Origin of the sequence: Tardiphaga sp. 862_B3_N4_1 (assembly GCF_051811085.1) — a bacterium.
GTDB classification, from domain to species: Bacteria; Pseudomonadota; Alphaproteobacteria; order Rhizobiales; family Xanthobacteraceae; genus Tardiphaga; species Tardiphaga robiniae.
The window spans coordinates 699,028-716,705 of the sequence record NZ_JBPWQB010000001.1; the positions used below are offsets into that span (position 1 = coordinate 699,028).

Genomic DNA, 17,678 nt, shown 5'->3' on the forward strand with positions numbered 1-17,678 from the left:
CAGGCGATGCATGATATTGTTCGGAAGGTGGTGTCGGGTCGACTCGAGAGGGGCGCTGCGACGACGGAATTGTCGGCCGATCGCAGTGGCCAGGCCATGCATGAATTCATTGCAGATCTCTATCCGATATGCAGGAGCATTACCGGCGAGGGAGTTCGCGAAACCCTTCGTCATATTCAGAAGTATGTTCCGCTTACCACTTGTGAGGTGCCGTCCGGTTTGAAAGTGTTCGACTGGACGGTGCCATCTGAGTGGAATATCCGCGATGCTTACATCAAGAACAGTGCGGGAGAGCGCATCGTAGATTTCCGTGCGTGCAATCTTCATGTGGTTAGTTACAGCGTGCCTGTTCATGTGCGCCTTAATCTTGAAGAACTGAAGAAGCACCTCTTTTCAGATCCAGACCATCCGGACGTCATTCCGTATCGCACATCGTATTATCACGCCGCCTGGGGATTTTGCGTCACACATACACAGTTGTTGGCGCTCAAAGAAGACGAGTACGAGGTTTGTATCGACTCGATGCTTGAACCCGGGCATCTGACATATGGCGACTTGCGGCTGCTGGGAAGTTCATCAGAAGAAGTCCTCATATCCTGCCACCTGTGTCATCCGTCTCTTTGTAATGACAATCTGTCCGGAATTTCCGTGGCGACAGCACTCGCCCAGTATTTGCGCAACATGGATCTACGCTACTCTTATCGATTTGTGTTTATCCCAGGCACGATCGGATCAATCACTTGGTTGGCGTTGAATCAGGCGCATCTCAGCCGGATCAAGCATGGCTTCGTTTTGACGTGTGTGGGCGACGCTGGGAGCCCGACATACAAATTAAGCCGCCAAGGCAATGCCGAAATCGATCGTGCGTGGACCTATGTATTGAAGCAAGGTGGCGAGCCCCACACAATTCAGCCTTTCTCACCATTTGGCTATGACGAGCGACAATACTGCTCGCCTGGCATCAATCTCCCGGTCGGCTCGTTCATGAGGACGCCGCACGGGAAATTCCCTGAGTACCACACATCGGCCGACAATCTGTCATTCGTGAAACCAGCGGCTCTGCGCGATTCATTGGACAGGGCAGTCGCGGCGATCGATGTGATTGAGAATAATCGAAAATATACCAATCAGAAGCCGATGTGTGAGCCGAAGCTCGGTGACTATGGTCTTTACAGCACCATTGGCGGGCGTTCTGCTGGTGAGTACCAGTTGGCGTTGCTATGGATTCTGAATATGTCGGACGGTGCAACCTCTCTGCTCGATATCGCCGAACGCTCAAGCCTGCCCTGGGGGACCCTCAAGGAGGCGGCTTCTGCATTGCAGTCCGCCGGCCTGGTGCGCTGAAGGGGGGCAGCGTCTGCCGCGCACAAGCGAGTTAGCGCGGCATATGCTGGTTCCGAGCGGTGGAGAGTACGGCGGTCGTAATTAAATCATCGTGCTACCGCTCGCGCAGACTTTCTTGTTTGTAGCGCAGCAGCGGGGACATGATGTAGCTGATAATCCGACGTGATCCGATGTTGATCTCAGCAGTGACAGCCATGCCGGCCGATAGATCAACGGTTCTATTTTCTACATCCATCTGTTTGCGATCCACCGAGATGCGTGCGGAATATACGAGCTCCTGACCGGCTGGTTCGCTGCTGGCAGTGTCTGTAGCAGGTGAAGAATCGACGCCTCGGGCAGGCGGCTTGTTGCGGGTGATGGCATCCTTCGAGATACTCAGAATCTTGCCGCTCAGAAGGCCGTAGCGCGTGAAATTGAACGTATCGACCTTGATAGCCACGTCTTGGCCTGGTTCAACAAACCCGATGTCCCTGTTGGAAATATTGGCTTCGATTTCCAGGCGGCTGTCCTCCGGGACAATCAGCATGAGCGTTTGGGCAGGAGTGGCGACCCCGCCAACAGTGTGAACGGCCAGTTGCTGGACGGTACCGTCGATAGGAGCCGTCAAGGTCTGTAGCGCGGTGCGGCGCTCCGCCTTGATGACGTCCTGCGTGAGCCCCGCGACCTTCTGTTCCGCCTTGGCCAATTCCTCGAAGAGCGACCTTTCATATTCTGCGACGGCCTTTGTTCGCATTTCGACTAACACCGCAATTGCAGCCTCCGCTTCGCTATGGCGGCTGTCCTGTACGGTCAGCTCCTGGCGTTGGGTAACCAAGTCCTGCAATTCGGTGAGATAATTGATCTTCGAGCCCAGGCCCTTCTGAAACAGCTGCTCCCGGATTTCGACCCTTTGCTGCAAGGGATTCAAGACGGCGCGTAATTTCTCGCTCAATGCCTTGGAAGTCGCTCGTTCGGCCTCCTTTTGCGCGATCTGGCCATTGATGGTTGCGAGTTTGGCAGCTTGCTCGGCTGTCTGGCTGATAAGAAAGCGCCGGTGCATCTCAACGAGGGCCAAGGGCGCATGGTCCGGCGGGGCAAAGGCAGTCAGGGGATTCAGCGCTTTATTCAAAGCCGCCTTCAGCCGTGCCACGTCAAGCTCCGACCCAAGGAGGTCACTTTTGAGGTGGCCAAGTTCTGCGGTGCTCATCGTGGCATCGAACGCGATCAATGGATCGCCGCTCCGCACGGCCTGGCCGTCCGTGACGCTGATCGCTCGAATGACGCCGGCTTCGAGAGGCTGGATTGATTTCGTGCGTCCGCTCGGGACGAATTTCCCCGGTGCGGTGGCCACAATATCGACGGTGCCGAATGTTGCCCAGATGAGCGCAAATGTGAAGATGGAAGCAATAGTATACGCAACCGCGCGCCCGATTGGAGACGGAGGGGTTTCCACGATTTCGAGGGCAGCGGGCAGGAATGCCAATTCATGAACTTGAGACGCCTGATCCCTTGGCTTCAGGCTGGCCACAGCGCTACCGAATTTTCGAGCTTGACTGGACACTGCGGCGGCGCCCCGTCGTGCAGTGACCAGAACCGCGACCTGGCCCGGGGGGCTATGCGACGTGGCCTGGTCGAGCCGGCGTGGCTTCTGGAGGATTCGTGTCAGCAGTTTGCGAATCCTCAGGGTCGATGCGGATACTGGAGATAACCTTTGGATCAGAAGGAGGCGTCCGTCCCAGAGTGAGGTGAATTGTGCCTCACTCAGAACGCTTGGACGAGATGCACCAGCATGGAGAACGACGACCTTCTCGCCGGCGACGCTACCGACAATCGAGAAACTGCCATTGCGAAGAGGAATGATGCCCGGCAGTGCATATTTGGGAAGGTCAATCCACCTTGTCTCGATACATCGTGCGGACAGCTCGGCCTTCCGTGCGTAAGCTAGGATGCTTGCAACATCGACGGGACCGTTGTTGCTGATGCTACGCAGCAGGGCAACGTCGACCTCCAATCCGGCCAGGCGTAACAGCATCTCCAGGGCAAAGAAGCCAGGATCGTCGCTACTGTGCAAGGATGTGGTCTCAAGTACGGTCAAACTGCGTCTCTCGTTCTTGGGAAAATTCGAATCCCGAGTAAGAATAATCTGGCAATGCATCGAGACAGGGATCAAGCCGGGTCATGAAACCCCGCCTGCAAACGATAAAGCTTGGCATAGCGCCCGCCGGCTTTTATGAGCTCCTGATGGGTACCGTCCTCGACCAGCCGTCCATTCTCGATCGTAATGATGCGATCGGCCATGCGGAGGGCGGAAAGGCGATGAGCAATAATGAATACTGTACGCCCCTTGGCGATCTGCGCCATATTCTTTTGGACAATCCGTTCGCTTTCGTAGTCGAGCGCGCTTGTAGCCTCATCGAAGATTAGAATACGGGGATCAGTTATGAGCGCGCGCGCGATGGCGACGCGTTGGCGCTGGCCGCCCGACAATGTGTTGCCCCGCTCGCCGACGACAGTATCGTAGCCTTCCGGAAGCTCGATGATAAAGTCATGGGCGCCCGCGAGAGCGGCAGCTTCGACAACTTTTCCGGCAGGTGTCGCTGGATCAACCAAAGCGATGTTTTCGCGAATGGAAGCGTTAAGCAGAACGCTATCCTGCAGGACAACGCCAATCTGCCGACGAAGCCAACTTGGATCGACCTGTGCGATGTCGACGCCGTCGACCAGCACCCGGCCCGTTTCGGGGACATAGAGGCGCTGAACCAGTTTTGCGAGCGTGCTCTTGCCCGACCCGGATGGGCCAACCACTCCAATGACCTGTCCAGCAGGACAATAGATGTTGATGTTGTGGAGGATTTCCGGTCCATCGATGCGATAACGGAACGTTACATGTTCAAAGCGGACGTCCCCTCTGATGGCCGCAAGCGACATCCGACTGGGCATATAGGCTGGCTCCGGAGCGGTATTCAGGATGTCACCAAGCCGGGCAACCGAGAGGCGTGTTTGCTGAAAGTCCTGCCAGAGTTGGGCCAGTCTGAGAATTGGTGCGTTGACACGGCCCGCGAGTAGATTGAATGCCACCAGTTCGCCAACGGTCAGGTCACCACTGATGACCAGTTTGGCGCCAAAGTATAGAATCAGCGCACTCACGATTTTGCTAATGAACTGAATGAACTGGCTGGTGAAATTGCCCAGACTGAGGACGCGAAAGCTGGCAGACACATAGGCTGCCAGCTGCTCCTCCCAGCGCCGCTGCATCTGGGGCTCGACCGCCATTGCCTTCAACGTTTCGATGGCAGTGACACTTTCGACCAGAAATGCCTGGTTCTCGGCGCCGCGCCTGAATTTTTCATCGAGCCGGTACTGGAATAGCGGCGTCGCAACCGCAGAGATGACGACATAAATGGGAAACGCGGCGACGACGATCCAGGTGAGTAGGGGCGAATAGACAAACAGAACGCCAATGAAGATGATCGTGAAGAACAGGTCGATGGCAACGGTCAAAGACGAACTGGTGAGAAAATTCCGGATGTTCTCCAGCTCACGGACGCGCGCCACGGAGTCGCCGACGCGCCGGGTCTGGAAATAGCCGATCGGAAGCGCCAGTAGATGTCGGAACAACCGGGCGCCAAGCTCTACGTCGATGCGGTTGGTGGTGTGAGACAGGAGATAGGTCCGAAGAATCGAAAGGACGGTCTCGAACAAAGCGATGGCAATCAGGCCAATCGCGAGCACGTCGAGGGTGCTCATACTGCGATGAACAAGAACCTTATCGACCACAACCTGGAAAAAGAGCGGAGAGACCAGCGCAAATAGCTGGAGAAAGAACGAAGCAAGGAGAACTTCGCTCAACAGCCAGCGGTACTTGTAGATTGCCGCGATGAACCAGGTGAGGTCGAACCGCCGAGCCAGATCTGAAAGGGTTGCCCGTCTCGTCATCAAGAGAAGAGGGCCGTCCCATACGGTTGTCAGCTCGGATGGCGTCATCATTGTCGGCTGCGATCGACCCGGCTGTAGGACAATGACCCTCTCGGGCTCGACCTTGCCGAGCAGGAGGAACTGACCGTCCTTGAGAAGCGCCAGGGCCGGCATTGGCACCTTGGACAGCCGCACCCAACTGCTGCGCACAATGCGCGCCTTTAGGCCGAGATCCTTGGCGCAACGGAGCATCTCAGCCACGCCGATGAGCTTGTGACCGAACTGATGTCGAATGCGCTCCGGGTCAATGCTCAGCCCCTGAAATCTGAGCATCATGACGAGAGCTATAAGACCGCCGTCAGGCTTTGCTGCTGTTGGCTCGAGGTGCTCTTCCATTGGTCCCCTCGCGCCGCGCGGCACCTGTGCTGCTACCATGTCGCGCTCGAGCCGCAGTAGTGATCCGATCCAATTCTGGCGCCGAAATAGAGGAGAAGTTCAGGCAGATGTCGTTGAGAGAGACTCTATTGCGCTGCGCTAAGCGGAGTTGACGCCCGTCAATATCACTGTCGTACCTACGCATACGCTTCGTTCATGGGTCGTTTGAGAGACGTCTGAGAGATGGCTTCAACCCATAAAGACGAGGTCATTACGCATGCCCGCCAGTAGCGCGTTCCGCAACGAGAACATCGTGATGCTAAGGCCGTCGCAGGCCGAACGTAGCGCGGACGGAGGCACCGATATTCAACGGCCGACACTGAGTTGCGCTGCGGATCAGGTCGAAAAGATCCTTGTCGCGAATAAATTCTTCTTCCGGAATGGCGGCTCAGAGGCCGTTATGTTCGACGAAATGGACTGGATGAAGGGGCGCGGCATCGACGTCATGGAGTTCTCCATGCGCGACAGTCGCAATCGCCCGTCGAAATACGAATCTTACTTCGTTTCCGAGAAGAGCTACAAGGCGGGGTCGAGAAGCAGCAAAATAAAAGCGGCGATCTCCTTCGTTCGGTCTCAGGAAGCCGTAAGTAATATTTCCGCGCTCATACGCGACGAGAATCCCAACCTTTTACATTGCCACAACATCTACCATCAGCTGACGCCGTCGATCATCAATGCCGCTGCGCGGCTTCATACGCCAGTCGTCCTGACGCTGCACGACTACAAGCCGGTTTGCCCGGTCTACACGCAACTGTCGAATGGCGCAGTCTGCACAGACTGCACCAGCGGACGTTTCGAATCGATTTTGCGTAAACGATGTGCGGACGGGTCGCTGGGGCGAAGTGCGTTACTTTGGGCGGAAGCGCGCTATCACGCGGTGGCGCAAAGTTATCAACGTGTTAGTCAATTCATCGCGCCCAGTCGATTCATGCGTGACGCCGTCGCACGCCGGTTTGGAGACGCGAAAGTCACGCATATTCCCAATGGTATCGACGCCTCTGCGATCCAGGTATCTCGTGAAGATGGCGGCTATGTCCTCTATCTCGGGCGACTTTCGTCGGAAAAAGGTGTGGCCACCCTGCTGAAAGCACATGCTGCAGACAGTGCCATTTGGCGGCTTGTGGTGGCCGGGACCGGGCCTCTGTTATCTGAGCTCCGGACGCAATTTCCAGACGCCGAGTTCAAGGGACATCTGGCTGGTGCAGATCTGACGAGTGTCATTCGCGGAGCCGCCGTCGTTGTGGTGCCTTCGGAGTGGCACGAAAACAGCCCGCTCTCGATCCTGGAGGCGATGGCGCACGGAAAAACCGTTCTTGCATCGCGAATTGGTGGAATTCCCGAGTTGGTCAGAGACGGATTGACCGGGCTGCTGTTTGCCTCGAAGGACGTTCACGACCTATCGAGCAAAATTCGACTGCTGCTCGCGGACCGTGACCTCCGTGGGCGACTTGGTGCTGAGGCCAGGAAGGTCGTCGAAGCCGAATACTCGCTTCAAACCCATGGGGCGGCGCTGCTCGCGCTCTACCAAAGCGTCGTGAATCCCCTGAAGGAACAGAACAGAGTCGGAGTATAAAATGGATCTCACTATCATTTCGACGTTCCGCTGCAATTCCAAGTGCCAGATGTGCTATATTTGGCAGAACCCGACCGATCCGCGGGAAGAGATATCACTCGAGACACTGTCGAAACTGCCACCTGGCTTCGACAACCTCAATGTGTCGGGTGGCGAGCCAACACTTCGCAAAGATCTCGCCGAGATCGCGGACCTGCTTTATCCGAAAGCGCGGGTCCTCGAGATTTCGTCGAATGGCCTGCATCCCGAACGCCTGGTTCCAATCATCAAGAAGTATCCGAACATCAAGGTTCGGTTCTCCGTCGAAGGTGACCAAGTAACCAGCGATACGATCCGGGGCGAGAAGGGCGGCTATGCCACGAAGGTCGCCGGGCTCCGGATGCTGAAGGAGGCGGGCGGCACGGATCTTGGCTTTGCGATGGTGATCCAGGACGAGAATGTCGATCAGCTGGTCGATGTCTACGAATTCGCCCGCAAGGAAGGCTACGAACTCGCAACCTCGACGCTGCATAACGCTTGGCAATTCTACAAGAACGACAACTATTTCTATGATCGGCGCAGTGTCGCGCGCAAGGTCGAGGGGCTCGTCGAGGCGCTGTTGAAAAGCAACAAGCCGAAGAACTGGTTCCGCGCCTATCTGAATCTCGGTTTGATCGAGAAGATTCTCGGTCACGACAGGCTCATTCCCTGCAGCGCCGGAAAGGATTTTGCGTTCATCGATCCGTGGTCGGATGTCTGGGCTTGCAACGTCCGGTCCGATCTTCCGATGGGAAATCTTGCAAAGCAGTCGTGGGATGAGATCGCCAACAGCGACACCGCCCGGAAAACGCTCGGCAAGGTCGCTGGATGCGCACAGAACTGCTGGATGGTGACCACCGCACGGACAGCGATGCGATCCCGGATCGTGCCGCAACTGCCAAAGCAGGAGCCATTGATGTGGGTTCTGAAAAACAAAGCCAAGGTGTCGATGGGCAAGAAGATCTGCTTCGACAGCTATATCGACTATTCGGATGCGCGGCCGTCGCCGCATGTCGAGCGACCGTCATTCCTGGACAAGACCGTCAAGGCCAAGCTGGTCAAGGGGCGCATAACAACTGACCAACATTACCCACTGAAGTCATTCATCAACAACTAAGAGCGGGGAGTGGCGTCATGGGTAAGGGAGAGGTCTACACGTTCGGGTTTCGTGGCTTCCCGGACGTTCAGGGCGGGATCGAGAACCATGTCGAGAATCTCGCACCGAGGCTTGCGAAGCTCGGACAGGGTGTAACGGCCTGCGTGCGATCGCCATATGTGGACGCGCAGGAAGGCGATGCTTGGCGCGGAGTGAGGATCCTTCGCCTCTGGACTGTTCGCAGTGTGTATCTCGAAACGTTGCTGCACTCGCTGATCTGTGCGCTCGTCGCCGGGATTAAGCGACCGAGCGTCGTGCATATTCACGGAATCGGCCCGGCGATTGTGACGCCGTTGCTGCGATTATTTGGCTTGCGCGTGGTCGTGACGCATCATGGCGAGGACTACAATCGAGAGAAATGGGGTTGGGCTGCGCGGACGATTCTGCGGACCGGCGAGGCATTCGGAATGCGATACGCGCATAAGCGGATAGCTGTCAGTCGCAGCATCGGTCAGCTCATCGAGGAGAAGTATGAAAAGACGTGCGATGTCATACCAAATGGGGTCGTATTTTCCGAGCTTCCGCTGAACACAGACAAGATCAACGCGCTGGGTCTCGAAGCGGGGCGGTATGTCTTGACGGTTGGGCGGCTGGTCCCCGAGAAGCGGCAGATCGATCTCTTGCGGGCGTTCGAGGGACTGAAATCGGATGGATGGAAGCTCGTTATCGTTGGGCGGATCGATCACAAGAACGAATACGCAGATCGGCTTGTGATCGAGGCGCAAGGCCAGGACAACGTTGTGATGGCCGGATACCAAAGCGGCGAGACGTTGCGTCAGCTCTATGCGCATGCGGGACTTTTCGTATTGCCGTCGTCGCATGAAGGATTACCAATCGTCCTACTCGAAGCCTTGAGTTATGGGCTTCCGGTGTTGGTTAGTGACATTCCGTCAAACTGCGAAGTTGTGACGGATCCAGCCAATATCTTTCCGGTTGGCGATTGCGAAGAACTCAGATCGAAGATGGCTGCTCTCACTGCGGTTCGGATGGGAGCGGCCGAGCGCGAGACGATTCGACACGAGAGTACGCGCCGTTATGACTGGAATGATATCGCTTCGAAGACGCTCGAAATTTATGATGCCGTGATGGGAGCGTCCCACCCGGACAGATCGACGACGCGTCCGCAGAAGGACAAGGATGACCTCATCGTCAGACCCCCAATTGGCCGCCGGCAGAAGCGACGACCATCGATGGTGGTGTCGGAGGTTGCGGTGATGAGGGCAAAGGCTGAGGAAGCGATCACCGATATGAGTGGCCGTCGATGAGCGAATTTGCGATCGAAGGCCGACCCACTGTTGCGGTACCGAAGTCGTCTTACTTCTCGATGTTCTGCATCGGCTTGTTGATCGTCAATCTTTGCGCATTTCTTTATCACTTTCTGGGAGCGCAAGTCTTCAATGCCGTGGGAAACGCCGTCAGCCTCGCGATCATCGCATATTCAATTCAGATCATTATGCAGTCGAAGCGGGAAGACGGCGCGGCGAAGGGATATCTGCTCGTCGCGCTGGTGACGACGACGTTAAGTGTCATCTACAATCTGCAGGTTGCGTCGATGACGGATGCTCTCAAGTACCTGTCAATCTATGTGTTCTATGCTGCGGGACGCGCAACCGGTGGCAAGATGAAACCGATCGAGTTGCGCTGCATTGTTGCGCTCGGCATTGTGCCGATACTTTTCTTGCTGACCAAAGGGAGCAGCAAGGTTTACGAGAATGAGAGCTTTGCGAGTGAAGTCTTCTCGTATTTTCCGAACGCGAATACCGGTGTTCTGTATTTTTCTGCGCTTCTGTTTGCGGTAACGCAGCTCTACGGCAACCGGGTCATTCTGTTCCAGTTCATCAATGCTATCGTCATGAACAAGCTGGGGGCAGCCGTCGCGACAGCAGTGGCATCCTGCTTGTGGATCGTCATGCCGATCCGGAGCAGTTCTATCGTTGCTCTTATTGCCGTTGGCATAGGCGGTGCTGTCGCGCTGTCGGTTGGCGCCCTAGATCGCGGAATTGCGACGTTCGACAACTTGATGCTGGTATTCAGCATGGATCCGAGCGCGATTGCGTCAATGTCCTACAAGCAGCTTGTCACCATGACGGGTTCCACAGATCTTTCGGCATTCTTTCGTCTGATACATTGGACGGATATCTGGAATGTGTATTCGAGCCAGGGGACCGGTGTTTTTCTCTTCGGTTACGGATCGGGGCAAACGGCGCTTGTCACCTATGCCGCGCTCGTTGCGCATAACGACTATCTGCGCATTCTGGTAGAGTACGGTTTGATCAATCTCGCTATCTTCGTTCCATTTCTGATCCACGTTTACCGATCACTTCCGGTTGGAGCGACGCGAGTTCTGTTTGTCGTTCTCTGTATCTATTTCTTCTCGGAGAACCTTCTCGATAATTTTACATCGATGGCCCTGTACTTTGCCTATGCGGGCCGGGCGTCGGTGATGCATGTTCCGACGCGCAGGCGAGCGTAAGGAAAAGGGCGCGATACATCAGTCGGGAGACCGACGAAAAAGAATTTCTCTAGCTGGCCCGAGATGTCGAACCGTGAAGATTGTAACGGCTGAACGTGGTGGTCCGTATGTGAGGCCGAGCGCTGCGTGTGGGGTGGATGATGAGTGAGACGCCGAATGTCGTGGTCGTGGGCGGCGCTGGGTATATAGGGTCGCATTGCTGCAAGGGTCTTGCAGAAGCCGGCTATCGTGCAATTTGCTATGACAATCTGTCGACGGGACATCGATCATCGGTCAAGTGGGGCCCATTGATCGAAGGCGATATTCACGATCAGCGACGCTTGGCGGAGACGATTGAGAAATATCGCGCCGTGGCGGTGTTTCACTTCGCCGCCTCGAGCCTCGTCGGCGAATCCGTCAGTGATCCGGAAAAATACTACAGAAATAATGTTGAAGGCACGGTGAGTCTGTTGCGTGCCATGCGCGATGCGTCGTGCAAGACATTGGTGTTCTCGAGCAGCGGCGCTGTCTATGGATGCGTCGATAAGGATTTGATTGAAGAGAGTGAAGTCCTGCAGCCGATCAATCCATATGGGAGAACCAAGCGGATCGTCGAGGACATGTTGGCGGATTTCGGTGAAGCCTATGGCCTGGCGACAATCTGCCTGCGATACTTTAACGCGAGTGGTGCGGATATTGGCGGAGAGATTGGCGAAGACCATTCCCCCGAGACGCATCTAATCCCGCGCGCTATTCTGGCGACGCAGGGCAAGCTGGATGATTTTGCGATTTTCGGAGACGACTATGCGACTCCCGATGGCACAGCCATACGTGACTATATTCACGTTACGGATCTGGCGCAGGCTCATGTCCTTGCCTTGAAGCATCTTCGCGCGGGTGGGGCCGGTGGATGCTTCAATCTGGGAACGGGAAGGGGATACTCCGTCAAGGAGATTATCGGTCAAATTCGGCGTGAGACGAATAGGGAGACGCCGTTCGTCATCAAGCCTCGGCGGAATGGCGATCCGCCGGTTCTGGTTGCAAATCCGGGGCGCGCCAAGGCAGTTCTGGGCTTCCAGCCCAGGTATTCCGACCTTTCGACCATCGTCGGCTCTGCATGGAAGTGGCATCAGCGAGCGACCTGAGAGAGACGCGGTATGCGATGCGCTCTCACGCAGTCATAGGCTGTCGGTTTGCCGTTATTATTCGGCTATCCAAATCGCACCGGATTGAACACTGGTGGCGCCGGCGTGCGAACATGCTAAAGGGAAGCGGTACGTAGACCCTGGACGCCGGTTCGTGCGCACACCGACTGGCAATCTGTTTAGCCTGAGATGGCCGGCGCCAATGAGCATTGTTGAAGCAGAAGCTGCCGCCTCGCAGATCGCAGCAGGCTTGCTCGATCGGATCATAGATGATGCCAAGGTTAGCCTGAGCGTCGCCGATGCACCCTACCTCAGCTTGTTGCCAGAATTCGCGAGAAATCCGATCGCCATGGCACATGATAAGCTCAGGGAAATTATAGAAACGTTATTGCAATTTGAGACGGTCTGCGAAGATGCATGGGAGTTTCAGAGAATCGCGAGTGGTCTGACGCAGGCAGAGGAGGCTAGCCGTCCGTATCAGCGTCTGAGATTCGTGCATTCCCATTTGGAGTATCTGTGCACCTCGTTCGACGAAGCGGTTATGCGTTTCGGGGTCTGTTATAACGCTGGGCTCGAATTGCTATCTGCCGATGAAGAGCCGGTCGATGTTGGGTCGTTGACGCCGGGTATCCGCTCCAATTTGCAGGCGGCGCATGGTGAGACGTTGCCAAATGTGGGGCCGTGGTATACGGCTTCACCGAAATCGGCCGAGTTTCCGTTTCTCAATACGCCACGGATCGTAAGTCGCTGGCCAGATGAGTGGCCGTCTTTCGCGGAATTCTATGCTGAAGCCGATAAGGCGCTGACTCGTGAAATCCAGCGCTGCTGCGAGGAGATGCGAGCGAGATCCACGAGTATTGTTCTCGCCCATGGACCGGCTGTTCTTGAATTAGTTGGTCGACACAACACGATCGTTAGAAATTTCCAGTCGCAAAATCACGCTCCGTGAGGAGTGAGAAAAGGCTCCTCGAGGGGCGCGCATCTGGAGCGGCGCCCCCTAAGATTGATGTTGTCAGGTGTGCTGCTGCGATTGCGCTAACGTCTGTGAGAGAGTGGTGAGGGAGTCGGCCGCGTTCGCCAAGGGGCTGGTCCCGTAATCTGAATTGACAGCACTTGTTGCGGAATATTGATTGATAAGGTCGACGGCACGTGATGCCTGAGCCAGACTGGCCTGTGACGCGGATGTTATCGGCTGCTTGGCCACCAAACTCACATTGTCATAAAGTGCGCCCAAGCCGTCGCCGCCTTGGCCTGCGACCTCACGAATGGTCAGACGGTCAGACCCACCTGTGCCGGTCACCGTAAAATTATAGGTCTGCCAGCTACTTCCTGGTGGTACGCGCGCGACCACGGTGTCGTTCCAGAGAATTTCCATGGAGCAGGTTGCCCCCGTAAAGCCAGGCCGACTGCGCGCGTCGAGTGAGAGGTCGTAACTCTGGCCCTGGATAGTCAACACGTTCTGGTAGAGCCCGTCATCGGCGCCGAGATAATCGAGCTCTCCAAAGTTCACGCCATTGGTCGCTTTTACGCCGTTCAAATTGTTCCAAAGTTCGATCGTGCCACCGCTGACGGCCGACCATCCCGGAATCGTACTGAATCCAGCAAACCAGCTGGATTTCACGGCTGATGCCTCGAACGATCCGTTGACCAAAAGATTCTCACCCGTGACCGGGGGCGTAGAAGTCCCGTCTCCATCGACCCTGACGTTGAGCGGCGATGACGCTGTACTTGAGTTGCCGGCGACATCGGTGGCCGTAGCTGAAAAAGTGTGAGTGGCCGTCGATAGTGGCCCCGTTACCAAACTCCATGATCCCTGCGAATCGGTCCTTACGGTCCCGATCTGGGTCGCCCCATCGAACACCTTGACGGCGCTGCCAGCCTCCGCTGTTCCGGTCAGCTTAATGACAGTCGCGTCGGTCTTGCCGTCTCCGACGACGCCCGTGTCGGGAGAGAACGAGAGAAGCTTCGGTGCAGTGGGGGCAATCGTATCGACCTGAACAGTGAGGGTTGTCGATGCGATGCTCGTACTTCCTGAGGCACTGATGGCCTTTGCAGTGAAGCTGTGCGACGTGCTGGTAAGCTGCGCCGTCGTAAACGTCCATGCACCGGACGCATCAGCCTTGGTGGTCCCGAGAAGCTGGGATCCGTCAAAGACGTTGACAGCGAGTCCCGCCTGAGCGGTCCCCGTCAACTTCAAGACAGATGCGTTCGTAATGCCGTCGCCGACGACGCCGCTATCGGCGCTGAAGAGCGTGATGGTAGGCTTTGGAACTTCCGTAACCACTCCTTCAAGCGGTGGTGGCAGGTCTGCCTGAAATTGAGCTGTCGTTGAGGAATAGAACCCGAGCGTGGTCCACTGAGTCGACAGCTCGACCCAGTTGCTCATGCCTGCCCCGGGATTATTGGTCATTCCGTTGGCGTAGCCGACCGAAGGGGTGCGCCACCAATCGGCGCCAACATTGGCGATCAGTTGCAGATTGGGATCGCTGACCTTCATATCCATCTGCACATAGACGGCATCAACCGCCCCCGCTGCATAGATACCGCGCGCGCTGGGCCAGAAATGGTCGTTATATCCGGCTGGCGGCGTCGCCATTGTCGCGCTCCCCGCGGCCTGGGATCCGATCTTCATGGCGATCGCCGAGTTACCGCTGAAATCGGCGACGAAATGCGCGCCCGCAATCTGGTTATTGGCCTGATTCTGAACCAGAACCCACTCACCTGTGGCCTTCAGGTGCACATATGTCTTGGCGTTGGCGACATCGATGGTGGCATTTGGATTCGAATACGCCGGGGCACCAGCCTTCTGATAGACTTGCCCCCATCCAGTTACCGACGTGAAGTCGGATGGCGGACCGCTATAGCCAACTGGCCTATACAAACCGTTGTACCATGCGTAGCTCGCCGGCACGCCAACTGGTTTACCCTCACTATAACCGATCGTGTTCTGAGCTATGATATCCGAAACAGAAATTGCCATCCTATGTCCCCGGTTGTCGCTGCTTGGTGCGCCCGATTTCAAAAGAAATACCTGTGAAGAGCATCCATCTCGGCCAAGAAGATGGGATTTTGACTGTTTCGAGATTATGCCCGTACGAAACATGCGGGCGACGCGAAACTAGAGTTTTGCCGAGTGCCCACCGAACTTGCATCTGTCCCGGATGTCGGCCGATGAGGGTTGATGTGACGAAGGCTCTTGTCGTTTGAAACGATTCGTAGCTTATGCGTAGTAGTTGTGCAGTCGCCAATAAATCGTGCATTGACGAATCAACAATAGTGTAGCGAACCGTGGCAATACATTTTGTTTTCAATGTGTTCGTGTTGCACCGCGTAATGCGCAGCAGCAGCGATACACTGATCGAGTAGTAGCTAACTACATAATACATTTAGAGAACGCATCTGCTATTGAATGCGAACGTCAATGTAATCGCGGCACTGTGTCGCGGCGTGCAGTTTCCGAGGCGCCTTTCAAGATAGCTATTGCGGTTGGGTTTCGCGACTGAGGGAACAAGGTATCCTCGCGATGTCGCGCCGCTTCGTTTTCGTAGGCATGTAGGGTGGCCGCGTGGATAGTAAGGGAGGCGGTGGGTCGGCCCACAGGTCGTCGTTGCTGGTCGAGTAGAAGCGTAGCGTCGACCACTGCGTCGAAAGGGTGAGCCAGTTGCTCATTCCGGCTCCGGGATTGTTTCCGAAGCCGTCTTCGAATGCGGCTGTTGCGTTGCGCCACCAATCGGCCCCGACGTTAGCGACGACGTTCAGTGCGGGATCAGCCGATCGCATATCCATTTGTACGTAGACCCCGTCAACGCTAGAGGCTGGATAGGTGCCGCGCGTGATGAGCCAGAAATGGCTGTTGTAGCCGGGCGGTGGCGCGCCAATCATCGCGGCGCCGCCTGGGCTTTGGCGAATCTCCATCCGGATCGCCGCATTCTTGGAAAAGTCGGAGACGAAATGCGCACCGGCGAGCTGCATGCGCGCCTGACTTTGGACCAATACCCAACCATTCCGTCCTTTGAGGTGGACATAGGTGCGTGAATTGGCGACCTCAATGACCGGATCGAGTGTGGAATATTCGGCTGCGCCTATTGCGGGATAGATTTGCCCCCAGCCGGTCACAGCGGTGAAGTCCGGTGGAGGCGCACGGTTGTTAGGCGGCCTGTAAGATCCACCACACCAGGCAAACGTCTTCGGGACGCCTGCAGGATACTGATCGCTGTAACCCGGAGTGTTTTGAACCGTAGCGTCTACTAGTGGTGTATCAATTGTGACCTCTCGCTCCGGTTTGAATCGCGGTATCCCAATTCGCCGTGGAGCCAGGTCCACTGAATAGGCTGCGAGCCGATAAGGCTGCGCCATAGCGGAGCGCGGCGTCGCGATCGTGAGGAGTTGCGTTGAATCAGATGCTGGAGGGGAGGAACCGTCAAAAGCGTTGGCGCTAACATTGAATGCAAGCAGAAGCGTTCCAGCAGCCGCAGTCACCGATTTTCGCTGATATCCAGAAGAATGTTGAGTGCTATTCTGGCCTCGAAAAAATGCCGTCCATGGGTGAAACGGCTGGCGACAAGCAGGCATTTTCACACCAACTGCTCTGACGCGCCCCGACGCCGCTGGCGCAGATAGTCTGCAATGAAAGGAGGGCAGAGGACGAGTGCGAAGAAACGTAAGCCGACTTTTGGTCCGGCGGACGTCAGATAACTGCGGAATTTCCAAAGTAAGGTGATAAATCGGTCCATCTTCCCGCCGCTTGATCGATAATCGGAGAGAACGGTCAAGCCTCGTTGTGCAAAACACCGACGGGCATTGAGCTGCAGAAGACGCTGTTGCTCGGGGTCTCCGACATACTTTACGGCAAGGTCAGAAATCATTTCCTCCATATGCCGTCCGTCCAATAGCAGCTCCTCCGGACTCAATCGGGACGTCTCGGAGTTGCCATGATAGGAGAAGGTCGCGCATGGCTCGTTCACCAGCCCAGCTTCGCCTAGAAATAGAAGTGGTGCCCAGGCTGCGATATCAGCCATATGAGGACACTCCGGAGGAAATCCTCCATTTGCCCGAACGTAATCGACACGCAGCAGAACGCTGCACATCGTGACAGTAATGTTATTCTGCAGGAACTCATCCAATACTGCCGTTCCTGGCCAGATTCCCGTCGACAACTTTCGGCTCCCGCGAGCCGCGAACGTCTTGCCAACAGCTTCAGAATGCAAATTGCTCAGCGTAACGACTATCGGCAGGCCGGGTCGTTTACGGACAACGTCGATAGCTTTCTGAATCATAAATGGCGACACACGATCGTCGTCGGAGAGAAAAACGACGTAATCGCCCTTTGCATTGGCGAGACAAGCATTCCAATTCGGAAGTAGTCCAATATTGCTCTGCTGCTGGACAATACGAAGCTTCTCGTCTGAAAATTCCTTCAGCACCTCGTACGTTGTGTCCGTTGATGCATTGTTGGAGACCAGAACTTCGAAATTATCGTAAGTCTGAGCGAGCGCCGATTTGATGCAATAGCGCAGATGCCTTGCGCGATTAAATGTCGGAATGGCGATTGTGACCATTGGCGACTGACGGCGCGGTGATCCGACGTCTAAACGAGACGGGTCCGAATGAACGTTGTCATCACTATCAAAACAGATTTGATCCATAACGCGTCCATGTATG

Annotated in this window: 12 protein-coding genes; 7 read left to right on the top strand and 5 right to left on the bottom strand. The window is 55.9% G+C overall.

The window, feature by feature from the left end:
- The first annotated feature begins 6 nt into the window (after positions 1–6).
- Positions 7–1,344: a DUF4910 domain-containing protein gene (locus AB8B02_RS03330; RefSeq protein ID WP_199712032.1), complete on the top strand. Its 1,338-nt coding sequence runs from the start codon at positions 7–9 to the stop codon at positions 1,342–1,344.
- Between the two features lie 94 nt (positions 1,345–1,438).
- Here the strand turns inward: AB8B02_RS03330 and AB8B02_RS03335 are convergent, their stop codons facing one another.
- Complete coding sequence (locus tag AB8B02_RS03335) at positions 1,439–3,418, bottom strand: HlyD family type I secretion periplasmic adaptor subunit (protein WP_158596766.1); 1,980 nt, start codon at positions 3,416–3,418, stop codon at positions 1,439–1,441.
- 71 nt (positions 3,419–3,489) lie between these two features.
- On the bottom strand, positions 3,490–5,634 hold the full coding sequence (locus AB8B02_RS03340) for a type I secretion system permease/ATPase (RefSeq protein WP_231081185.1): 2,145 nt from the start codon (positions 5,632–5,634) through the stop codon (positions 3,490–3,492).
- 256 nt (positions 5,635–5,890) lie between these two features.
- Here AB8B02_RS03340 and AB8B02_RS03345 point away from each other — a divergent pair, with 256 nt between their 5' ends.
- The 6 genes from AB8B02_RS03345 to AB8B02_RS03370 all read left to right on the top strand — a co-directional run bounded on the left by AB8B02_RS03345 (position 5,891) and on the right by AB8B02_RS03370 (position 12,966).
- A complete protein-coding gene (locus AB8B02_RS03345; RefSeq protein WP_120288743.1) occupies positions 5,891–7,246 on the top strand; it encodes a glycosyltransferase family 4 protein in 1,356 nt (451 codons plus the stop codon).
- 1 nt (position 7,247) lies between these two features.
- Positions 7,248–8,381: a radical SAM protein gene (locus AB8B02_RS03350; RefSeq protein ID WP_093760290.1), complete on the top strand. Its 1,134-nt coding sequence runs from the start codon at positions 7,248–7,250 to the stop codon at positions 8,379–8,381.
- A 17-nt stretch (positions 8,382–8,398) separates the two neighbouring features.
- Complete coding sequence (locus AB8B02_RS03355) at positions 8,399–9,685, top strand: glycosyltransferase family 4 protein (protein ID WP_120288744.1); 1,287 nt, start codon at positions 8,399–8,401, stop codon at positions 9,683–9,685.
- Positions 9,682–10,893 (top strand): O-antigen ligase family protein, encoded by a 1,212-nt coding sequence (locus tag AB8B02_RS03360; RefSeq protein WP_120288745.1) that lies wholly within the window; start codon positions 9,682–9,684, stop codon positions 10,891–10,893. The genes AB8B02_RS03355 and AB8B02_RS03360 overlap by 4 nt, the downstream gene beginning before the upstream one ends.
- Positions 10,894–11,033: 140 nt before the next feature.
- The gene (gene galE, locus AB8B02_RS03365) at positions 11,034–12,017 is read left to right on the top strand and encodes a UDP-glucose 4-epimerase GalE (RefSeq protein ID WP_120289199.1); all 984 of its coding nucleotides are present in this window, start codon (positions 11,034–11,036) and stop codon (positions 12,015–12,017) included.
- 202 nt (positions 12,018–12,219) lie between these two features.
- The gene (locus AB8B02_RS03370) at positions 12,220–12,966 is read left to right on the top strand and encodes a hypothetical protein (RefSeq protein ID WP_120288746.1); all 747 of its coding nucleotides are present in this window, start codon (positions 12,220–12,222) and stop codon (positions 12,964–12,966) included.
- A 63-nt stretch (positions 12,967–13,029) separates the two neighbouring features.
- On the opposite strand, the gene AB8B02_RS03375 is transcribed toward AB8B02_RS03370, so the two are convergent.
- From AB8B02_RS03375 to AB8B02_RS03385, 3 genes are all read right to left on the bottom strand, one after another.
- A complete protein-coding gene (locus AB8B02_RS03375) occupies positions 13,030–14,997 on the bottom strand; it encodes an Ig-like domain-containing protein (protein WP_120288747.1) in 1,968 nt (655 codons plus the stop codon).
- A gap of 497 nt (positions 14,998–15,494) precedes the next feature.
- Positions 15,495–16,133 carry a hypothetical protein gene (locus AB8B02_RS03380; RefSeq protein ID WP_147421615.1) on the bottom strand — a complete coding sequence of 213 codons (639 nt, stop codon included), beginning with the start codon at positions 16,131–16,133 and terminating at the stop codon, positions 15,495–15,497.
- A 458-nt stretch (positions 16,134–16,591) separates the two neighbouring features.
- Positions 16,592–17,662 carry a glycosyltransferase family 2 protein gene (locus AB8B02_RS03385; RefSeq protein ID WP_439063111.1) on the bottom strand — a complete coding sequence of 357 codons (1,071 nt, stop codon included), beginning with the start codon at positions 17,660–17,662 and terminating at the stop codon, positions 16,592–16,594.
- Between the last annotated feature and the right edge of the window lie 16 nt (positions 17,663–17,678).

What these genes read in the sequence shown, in the direction of transcription:
- AB8B02_RS03375 (WP_120288747.1), bottom strand. Translation starts at nt 14,997, where the DNA reads ATGGCAATTTCTGTTTCGGATATCATAGCTCAGAACACGATCGGTTAT.
- AB8B02_RS03370 (WP_120288746.1), top strand. Translation starts at nt 12,220, where the DNA reads ATGAGCATTGTTGAAGCAGAAGCTGCCGCCTCGCAGATCGCAGCAGGC.
- AB8B02_RS03360 (WP_120288745.1), top strand. Translation starts at nt 9,682, where the DNA reads ATGAGCGAATTTGCGATCGAAGGCCGACCCACTGTTGCGGTACCGAAG.
- AB8B02_RS03355 (WP_120288744.1), top strand. Translation starts at nt 8,399, where the DNA reads ATGGGTAAGGGAGAGGTCTACACGTTCGGGTTTCGTGGCTTCCCGGAC.
- AB8B02_RS03330 (WP_199712032.1), top strand. Translation starts at nt 7, where the DNA reads ATGCATGATATTGTTCGGAAGGTGGTGTCGGGTCGACTCGAGAGGGGC.
- AB8B02_RS03385 (WP_439063111.1), bottom strand. Translation starts at nt 17,662, where the DNA reads ATGGATCAAATCTGTTTTGATAGTGATGACAACGTTCATTCGGACCCG.
- AB8B02_RS03345 (WP_120288743.1), top strand. Translation starts at nt 5,891, where the DNA reads ATGCCCGCCAGTAGCGCGTTCCGCAACGAGAACATCGTGATGCTAAGG.
- galE (WP_120289199.1), top strand. Translation starts at nt 11,034, where the DNA reads ATGAGTGAGACGCCGAATGTCGTGGTCGTGGGCGGCGCTGGGTATATA.
- AB8B02_RS03340 (WP_231081185.1), bottom strand. Translation starts at nt 5,634, where the DNA reads ATGGAAGAGCACCTCGAGCCAACAGCAGCAAAGCCTGACGGCGGTCTT.
- AB8B02_RS03350 (WP_093760290.1), top strand. Translation starts at nt 7,248, where the DNA reads ATGGATCTCACTATCATTTCGACGTTCCGCTGCAATTCCAAGTGCCAG.